General features: G+C 66.9%; 8 protein-coding genes. 4 read left to right on the forward strand and 4 right to left on the reverse strand.

Annotation, left to right across the window (positions count from 1 at the left end):
- Positions 1–248: 248 nt before the first annotated feature.
- Both ACGFZW_RS34020 and ACGFZW_RS34025 read right to left on the reverse strand, forming a co-directional pair.
- The gene (locus ACGFZW_RS34020) at positions 249–1199 is read right to left on the reverse strand and encodes a phosphotransferase family protein (RefSeq protein ID WP_393897161.1); all 951 of its coding nucleotides are present in this window, start codon (positions 1197–1199) and stop codon (positions 249–251) included.
- Between the two features lie 347 nt (positions 1200–1546).
- Entirely contained in the window at positions 1547–2059 is a 513-nt protein-coding gene (locus ACGFZW_RS34025) for a hypothetical protein (RefSeq protein ID WP_393897162.1), read from the reverse strand.
- Between the two features lie 297 nt (positions 2060–2356).
- Here ACGFZW_RS34025 and ACGFZW_RS34030 point away from each other — a divergent pair, with 297 nt between their 5' ends.
- The 4 genes from ACGFZW_RS34030 (at position 2357) to ACGFZW_RS34045 (ending at position 4921) form a co-directional block, all read left to right on the forward strand.
- The gene (locus tag ACGFZW_RS34030) at positions 2357–2614 is read left to right on the forward strand and encodes a hypothetical protein (protein WP_393897163.1); all 258 of its coding nucleotides are present in this window, start codon (positions 2357–2359) and stop codon (positions 2612–2614) included.
- A gap of 32 nt (positions 2615–2646) precedes the next feature.
- On the forward strand, positions 2647–2943 hold the full coding sequence (locus ACGFZW_RS34035; RefSeq protein ID WP_393897164.1) for a tyrosine-type recombinase/integrase: 297 nt from the start codon (positions 2647–2649) through the stop codon (positions 2941–2943).
- The gene (locus tag ACGFZW_RS34040; protein ID WP_393897165.1) at positions 2940–4208 is read left to right on the forward strand and encodes a hypothetical protein; all 1269 of its coding nucleotides are present in this window, start codon (positions 2940–2942) and stop codon (positions 4206–4208) included. The genes ACGFZW_RS34035 and ACGFZW_RS34040 overlap by 4 nt, the downstream gene beginning before the upstream one ends.
- A 389-nt stretch (positions 4209–4597) precedes the next feature.
- On the forward strand, positions 4598–4921 hold the full coding sequence (locus ACGFZW_RS34045; protein WP_393897166.1) for a hypothetical protein: 324 nt from the start codon (positions 4598–4600) through the stop codon (positions 4919–4921).
- A 229-nt stretch (positions 4922–5150) separates the two neighbouring features.
- Here ACGFZW_RS34045 and ACGFZW_RS34050 read toward each other — a convergent pair whose 3' ends face one another.
- Together ACGFZW_RS34050 and ACGFZW_RS34055 are read right to left on the reverse strand one after the other, a co-directional pair.
- Positions 5151–5930, reverse strand: a complete 780-nt coding sequence (locus ACGFZW_RS34050) for a DUF3626 domain-containing protein (protein ID WP_393897167.1) — start codon at positions 5928–5930, stop codon at positions 5151–5153.
- 83 nt (positions 5931–6013) lie between these two features.
- Positions 6014–6259 (reverse strand): hypothetical protein, encoded by a 246-nt coding sequence (locus ACGFZW_RS34055; protein WP_393897168.1) that lies wholly within the window; start codon positions 6257–6259, stop codon positions 6014–6016.
- Positions 6260–6417 lie beyond the last annotated feature (158 nt).

The following is a 6417-nucleotide window of genomic DNA, read 5'->3' on the forward strand; positions in this document are numbered from 1 at the left end:
CCCTGTGTGTCTTCCCCAATTGGTCCGCGACCATGATCTCCCGTATGCCCGTCAGGAATCGCCGAACGGCACCAGATGCCCGGCTGGGCCTGCGCTGTCCGGGTACCGGGAAACCCGGCCATGCCGAGAGACATCGGGTCCTTACCGTGCAAGACATCTGTCGGCCACCGTTCCACCCACCCTTGAGCCTCTGGCCAGCAGCAGGAAAGGGCGATTCGCTGTCGTGCCCACGCCTCAGACCGCCCGGCTCAGCTCAGCGCGTCCATCACGGCGGTGAGGTAGACATTCAGCCGCTCCGCCACGGCTGGCGTCGTCAGCTCTGTCCTTCCTGCTGTCCGCCATGGCTGCGACACCAACTGCACTTCTTCTGAGCACGCCAGTGCGTCCCGCACCTGCCAGTACAGCCGCTCGCTCGCGGCCGCGGCCAGCGCCCCGCCGGCCTCCTCATACGCCTCAGCGAACCGCAGACCCCATGCCGGGCCATGCAGCAGCGCGAGGTTGGTGGAGCAGTGCGCCACATCGAGGTCCGCCGGGCCCCAGGAGGTCGCTGCCCAGTCGACGACGCCGGTGATCCGGGGGCCTGCAGGGCTTGGAGGAACGTCGAACAGCACGTTGCCGGGTTGGAAGTCCCGGTGCAGGAATCGCCCTTCATAGGGCGGCGGGGGCTTGCGGATCACGTCGATCGCCGCGGCCCATGCCGCCACGTCGGCGCCCCGCGGAGTCACGACGGTGTCGGCGGTCGTCAACGCCATATACTCCCGGGGCCGCTCGGCGGGGCGCAGCGCGTGGATCGCCACAAGTTGCTGGGCCAGCAGAGGGACGCGGGTCTCCAGTCCCTCCTCGTCGAGGACTGTCCGGCCTGCCAGATGTGTAATGAGGAGCGATGGGTACTCGCAATGCGCGGCGGTCGGATCTACCGCGACCAGTCCAGGAGCCGGCACCCCGGTCCCCGTGAGCAGGGCCAGGGTGTCGGCCTCCCGGTTCAGCCAGTCTTCAGCATGCTCCACGTTGACGAAGCTCCGGAGCACCAGGTCACGGGTGCCTCCTTCCTGCATGCCGATGGTCAGTCGCCGCATTTCGGCAGTGATGCCGCCGTGCAGAGCCTCGGTTCTGACGATCCGTTCGCCGGTCTCCAGGTGCCGGCTCGCCCAAGCCAGGGTCAACGGTCGGACAGCCGCCGCCTCAACGTGATTGGTCACCGTGCCACCTCATCATCCGGACGTCGGCGCCTGTCCTTGAAGACCACTGCGTTCACCCTCCGCGACCGCTCCCCAAGATCTGTGTCAGAGCCCGCTCGCGAACTGAGCCATGACGGGCTTAGCGGGCCTGCAGGTAAATTCGCGCGTCTGAGCACGCGTGGTCACTAGCCCCGGTCGAATCTGCGGACAACGAGCTCGGGGTAGTCAATTTGGGGCCCGTTGCCGACTCGAAGAGATCATCGGCACCACTGTGTACGACTACTTCGCGACGCCATCAACGCTGCTGTGCCGCTATTCGCTGCAGATCCGGACTCGGCTCAGCGCCGAGCAGGTCCCCGGCCTGTGCCCTACGACGGCTTCTTCGCCAGCTCCTCGGCGAATGCATTCTCACACTCGGCGCTGTTGTCCGTAGCGTCGAAGGAGATCGCCAGGAACGACTCGGCTCGGTCGTGGTAGATGGCCCTCAAAGTCCAGCCGCTCTTTTCCAGGGACGTGATGACCGACCCCTGCTGCTTGAGTTCCCGCGCCTGCTTCCAGCCGCCTTTCTTCAGGGCCGCCAGCGTCCCGGCGTAGGACTTCTGCGGGTCTGCGGCCTTCTTGACGTCCGCCTGCCAGGAGACCCCGCACCTTTCGAGGGAAGCCGGGATACCCCCCGACGGCTCCCCCGTGAAACCTGCTGCCGCGGCCGCCTCCACGATCTGTTTGGTGGCCGCGGCGGCGTCCAGGCTCCCGCCCCCTCCCGCCGGAGCGGCGGACGAGCCGGAACGCGACGCCCCGGACTTGTCGTCCTTCGCACCGCTGCATCCCGCCACCAGCAGCACCACACCGGCGGCCGCGGCCGCCCACCTCGCGTTGCGCACAGGACTCCCGATTCACGTCGCGCGCGGGCCCCTGCCCGCGCGAACAAGAGAGCAGTCTCGCACAGCAGTTCGCGCATATTCGCGGTGTTTGGGCGAGTGGCGAGCAGGTGCTGGAGTTCGTCGACGACGGCCAACAGGTGCGTGACTGACGGAGCGAGGTGTGTTCGTCGCTTTTTCCTGCCTACGAGAGCGCTGTTCGTGACGTCCGCCTGGGGCTGTGACCGGGGACATCCCGACCTCGTTTGCCGACCGGCGTCGCGATGTTCGCGATGTCAGCTCAGTCGGCATGGAGGTCACGTGGCACAGAGACTGGCACTCGGTCAGCTCCGGGTACAGAAGGTGCGGCACCGGGACGGCCGCTGCTCGTACACCGTCTTCGACTCGGCGAGCGGGCTGCATTCCGGGGCCGACTGGTACCTGTCGAAGTACGCGGGCCCGGGTTCGGACAGGACGTATGCGTACCTGCTCGTCGATCATCTGCGGTGGCTGGAGCATGAGGGGCTAACGCCCGAGAGCGTGGTCTTCCGCGATCTCAAGCGGTACATGGGGGCCTGACGACCGAGTACCCGCGCGGCGCCGCCCACGGGATGCTGCTCGTCCAGCAGCACGGCCGGAACCTCGGCCTGCCTTGGGCGCCGGAGGGGGCCCGCAAGATGCTCAAGCGGGCCGGGTTCCGCGCCGAGCTGGGCCTGATCCGCCCGCACATGTTCCGGCACACGTGGGCAAACGCCGTGCTCGACGCCGCGGACGGCAACCTGGTCATCGTCCGCGACGCGGGCGGCTGGGCTTCGACCGAGACGGTCGAAGAGATCTACGCGCATGTCGACGTCAACGACCCCACCTTCAACACCGCGCTGCTGGCCACGTGGGGTGAGATGCAGTGAGTGACGTCCTGCTGCCTCTGCACTCCGTTGCCGACCCGACCAAGCGCCGGGAGACCCGCGACCGGCTGGAGGTGCTGACTGCCCTGCTCGGCGGCCCGCACGTCGAGCCGCTCTTTCGCGAGGCCCTGATCAAGGTCCCCGCCGACCATCCGGTCTTCGGCTGGCTCTGCCGGGTCGAGCACTGCAACCACTCCCGCACCAACGCCCGCGATCTGTGCCATCCGCACAAGATGGAGTGGGAACGCGGCCGACGCGAGAATCCCCAGCTCACCCGCCGCGAGTTCCTGCGCGACGCCAAGCCAGCGAAGTTCTACGACCGCATGGGCGAGCCTCCGGTCTGCCGGATCTGTCCCGAACGCCCCTCCCGCCAGCACGAGTTGCGGTTGTGTCTGGCCCACAACAGCCGCTGGAAGAAGGCCTCGGCCACCCGGCCCGGGCTGGCCTTCGAGGACTGGCTCACGACGCAGACCGAGCCGTTCCACGGCTACGGCGACTGCATCGTCACCTCCTGCCAGTCCTTGTCCGGCAGCCCCATGGGGTTGTGCCGGGTCCACGAGCTGCGCTACCAGGCGGACGGGCGCCCCGGCGGCGCCGAACGCCCCAAGAAGTGGTTCAACTGCTACGAGAAGGTCGGCAAGCCCGTCCCGATCCTCTACGAGGACGAGGCCGCGTTCCGCCGCTGGTGCCAGACCGCGCATCCCGTCTCGAGGGCCGGCACGGTCAACCTCCAGGGGCTGCCGCCGCTGGTGTTGGCCGAGTTCCAGTGGGCACTGTTCGCCCACACCCAGCGGGCCGCCCACACCTACTGGCCGACCTGGTGGATCCAGCAGCTGGTCAACCTGGTCCGCGACCGCCGCGTCGGCTCGCTGACCGAGATGGCCGACGAGCGCATGCAGTTGGACTCGCGCAAGCGGTTCATCCTCCACGAAGCCCTGACCGAGCTGCGGATCGTCTACTTCACCCCCGGGGAGACGAAGGAGGCCGGCTACATCGAGAGCGAGCACTTCGGCGTCCGCTTTCCCCAGCGATACAGCAACTTCGACCTCACCACCGTCTCGCAGCGGTGGTTGCGGGACCTGCTCTGGGAACACTTGGCCGATCGTCTGGAGTCTCCCAAGGGCCCTCGCAGCACCGGTCCCGTCGACCACGACCGGCGGGCCTGCACTGAGCTGAGCGCGTTCTTGGAGATCGCCGCTCCCGAGGGCGGACACGACCCCTGCCTCCTCGACGAGGAGCTCGGCATAGAACGCGTCGCTGGACGATAGCTCCGGGTCCCACGGGTTCAGCAAGTCCTACAACGCAGCAGCGTCAGCGTTTGAGTACACCGCGACAGTGTCCACGGCCCCGCGATGGCCCTCAACAAGATTACGGCGGCGGGACGCGACGCAGCCTGCGCAGGCGACCAATTGGCCAATTACGTGACGTCAGCCGTGGGAAATTACGTGACCGTCGACGCTAGAGGAAGCTGGTGAGCCGGGTGCACCCCAGACTTCGGTGTCGCGCAGGCTCATCGCCTAGCACGGGCCACGCCTCCCGTCTGCGACGGTGCAGCCACGTGGTGGCCATCTCACTGCGTAAACTGTTGGCTCGTATGGCCGTCTGTGATGGCTACACGCACACTGATTGTTTCCCGTTCGACCCGCAGGACTGAGCCGTGCCCGACCGACCTGAGATTGTCTGCATCTGCGGCTCTACTCGGTTCGTGGACGAGATGAGCGCGGCGAACCGTGATCTGACCTTCGCAGGTGTCATCGTCGTCGCGCCAGGCGTCTTCCTGCGCGCCGAGGGTCACGAAGCAGACGAGTTGATCACCAACGAGCAGAAGACCGCGCTGGACGCTCTCCACCTGCGCAAGATCGACCTGGCTGACCGGGTTCTGGTCGTCAACCCAGGCGGGTATATCGGCGAGTCCACGAGCAGGGAGATCGCCTACGCCCACGCCACCGGCAAGCCGGTCTCGTTCACCGATCCCTCCTGACCAGTAGACGCTTCGTGGTGCGTGCGGAAGCTTGGCGCCGACGAGTCTGACCTCGAGCCCTCAGACGGGTAAGTGATACCAGCAACGGGAGGAGACTCGGGCTGCTGTTTGACACGCGGTGGGCCTCCTGCCGACGCTGGGCAACGCAGGCCGTCTCTCAGTCATTGGTGGGCGTGACTCGTCCGAATCGTGCCAGGCAGTGCCAGACCTTCTTGAGGTCCTGGACGGCCTATCGGCCTGTGCGGGCGGCATCGCCGATGATCTTGGGATTGAGCAGGCCGCCGTCCGCGATTTCGGCGCCCAGGTCGACGTATTGCTGTCCTCGGTAGTTCGGGTGCCGTCGCAGTTCATCGACGCTGAGCTGGAAGCCCGCGTGCCATTCGATCGGACACGGGAGGCGGCGGGCCGCGGATTCGACTGTCGTGCCGCCATAGCTGGGATCCAGTACAAGTGCCTCCACGTCGCGGGCGAACGTGACCGGTCCGTGGATCTGTGCCTCGATGTGACCGTCGAGGGGGTCCAAGCCGTCGGCCTCGGCCAGCTCGATGAGCGAGCAGCGGGTGGCGGTGCCGAAGTCGGTGGGCTCGGTGGAACTGTCGGGGTAGCAGAACGTGGCTCGGGCAAGGGCCTGGGAGGTGAGCCTGAAGTGCGAGGAGCCGAACCGTGGGGCGCCGCCCAGGGGGTCATGACGGTGGTTCAGGGCGCCGTAGACGGGCCGTTCGTCAGGGGTGGCGCGGTCGTATGCGCCGGCGAAGATGCGGCTTTCCCAGTGCCATCGGTCCCCGTCTGGGTGAGCGGTCAGGCCGCCGTTGCTCGTGCCTGTCACGAACTGTGAATGGTAGATGCCGTCTTCCGCCATCCTGGCGAGGATCGGTCGGTCTCCTGCGAGACGGTCGGGGTGAAAGTGCATCGTCACACGCAGGTCAGGAGTAAGAGGGCTGCCCGTGGAGATGGCCGCGACATGTCGCAGGGCTCGGTCCTGCAGTGATGCGGCGAAGTCAGCGGCCATGCATTGCAGTGCGCACTGGCGGGTTCTTGCCCTGCACCTGGGTTAGGGCGTGAGTGCCTGGCGCCAGGGGCATGCCCTCGCTGTCAGAGCTCTTTGAGTATCCGTGCGAGCTCAGACGGCGGAAGCTCCGGGTACAGCGTCTTCCGATGCCGCACCACCGCTGCCTCGCTCTTCTCGTCCTGCACTTGGCGCGCCTTCTCGATCGCCTCGGCACGGAAGTTCTCGTACGTGCGGAACTTTCGGTAGAACCAGTCACGCTGTCGTCTGCGGTGGTTGAAGACCCCGGCCGTGATGAACAGGACGAAGGAGAGTAGAGACGAAGGGAGCACAGCCCGGTTCGCAGGCCGCCTCGCTGAACGGCTCGGGACTATCTCCATGCCAGGTCGTCGAGCCCTTGGTGGCCCACGTTCGGCGCGCTCACGGCCAGCCACCCGTGGCCTCGAATCTCGGCTTCGGCGTCGATCGCGTCCGGGTGCACGGACAAGTA

Source organism: Streptomyces sp. NPDC048248 (assembly GCF_043201875.1).
Classification (GTDB): domain Bacteria; phylum Actinomycetota; class Actinomycetes; order Streptomycetales; family Streptomycetaceae; genus Streptomyces.